This window comes from Pedobacter sp. 10L46_2, assembly GCF_056395165.1.
In genome coordinates, this window is sequence record NZ_JBFTIZ010000508.1 from 1 (window position 1) to 1,544 (window position 1,544).

Genomic DNA, 1,544 nt, shown 5'->3' on the forward strand with positions numbered 1-1,544 from the left:
GCATTGAATAAGCACGCTGAGATTCGTGGATATCCGGATTTTCAAAACCTGCTCCGAGACGTTCGTCCCAACCGTAAAAACCTAACTTAGGCGATTTACCAAAATGCTGGTATGCGAGATCTAGTTTTTTACAGGCATTATCGATATATCTTTTGGCAAATTCAACATCTCCTGTATAATTTACATAGTCAATAAGACTTAAAACCCAATAGAGAGAATAGCTTAGAATGCCATTATTCAGATCTGCCGTATTAATGGTATTGGCTTTCACAAAATCATAATTGCCAAAGGCAACCATTGAGGCTGCCTGCGATGGATAAGCATCTCCGGTCCACGAATGGCGGTCGCTCCGTTCCATTAATATTGCTCCAAAATAGTCTTTTTGGAGATTTAACTTAACAGTATAGGCACCGGTATACCATATTCTGGTCAGTTCCGAATCACTACAGGAAAAGCTACCTTGATAATTTACAGGTTTAACCTGACAAACCAAACGAAGACTCTTAATGTGCCAGTTTTGTTGATGAGAAAGCACATTTATCCAGCCAAACCTTACTCCTTCATAAAATTCAGGATTTAATTCTAACCGGTAAGTTTGCCCATGTTTAACAGGAGCCATTGTTTTAAGCGGATGTAATGCACCACTATTTACAATTGCGGGCTCATTATATTCGCTGATACCTATGGTTACACTATCGATTAAGTCGTCAGATTCAAATTCAAGCCAGCCAGCATTTGTTTGTCCAAAATCAAAACAAATTGAACCTTTTCCATTTACAGCAATTACGCCGGTCTTCTTAAATTCATTTGTATTAAAACTATCCGGAGTTGAAGTTGTCCAGCTAACTGGTTGCAAGCTATAGCTTTCCAGACCATCTGATGCTCTAGGATCATCCCAACTATAATTAATAAGGGGATCGGGCGAAAACGGGTTTTCAGTCAGTTTCTTTTTTGCAGAAATCAGAGGATAGATACTGCTTTGCGCGTGTACGCTTTGAATGCAACTTGAATAGAATACAAAAAAAGTAATTACAAAAAATACACGCGCTAAATGAATCATAAAAAGCTACTCCTAAATACAGTGAAATCTAATTTGGTTTAAAGCGAAGTTACACGCTACCCTTAAAATTTCATTGCTATAAAATGGCTTTTCTTTACACTTTTTGACACTAATTTACATCACCATCCCTTAATTGCACCACCTTTGAATTCTATTTCGGCTGCCTGTGCTACTTCCGCAGATTGATATGCCTTTACAAAGTTTTTGATTTCTGCTCTGTCCTGATCCCCTTCCCTGGTGACAATGATATTTACGTAAGGTGATTTTTTATCTTCTACAAAGATTCCGTCACGCTCTGCAACTAAACCTACAGGTGTAGCAAAAGTATTGTTAATAATAGCTACAGTTACATTTTGATCGTCTAAAGCCCTTGGCAACTGAGGAGCTTCAAGTTCAACTATTTTAAGTTGTTTTGGATTTCCTACAATATCATTTACAGTAGGTAATAAGCCCACTCCATCTTTCAGCTTCAATAGGCTCGCTT

The 1,544-nt window shown here is 38.0% G+C and carries 2 protein-coding genes; both read right to left on the reverse strand.

The annotated features are described in order from the left end of the window. Nucleotides 1-1,060: hypothetical protein (locus AC1DDX_RS27315; RefSeq protein WP_477623021.1), on the reverse strand; the 1,060-nt coding region annotated here is incomplete at its 3' end. Between the two features lie 119 nt (nucleotides 1,061-1,179). Continuing rightward, nucleotides 1,180-1,544: MetQ/NlpA family ABC transporter substrate-binding protein (locus AC1DDX_RS27320; RefSeq protein ID WP_477623022.1), on the reverse strand; the 365-nt coding region annotated here is incomplete at its 5' end.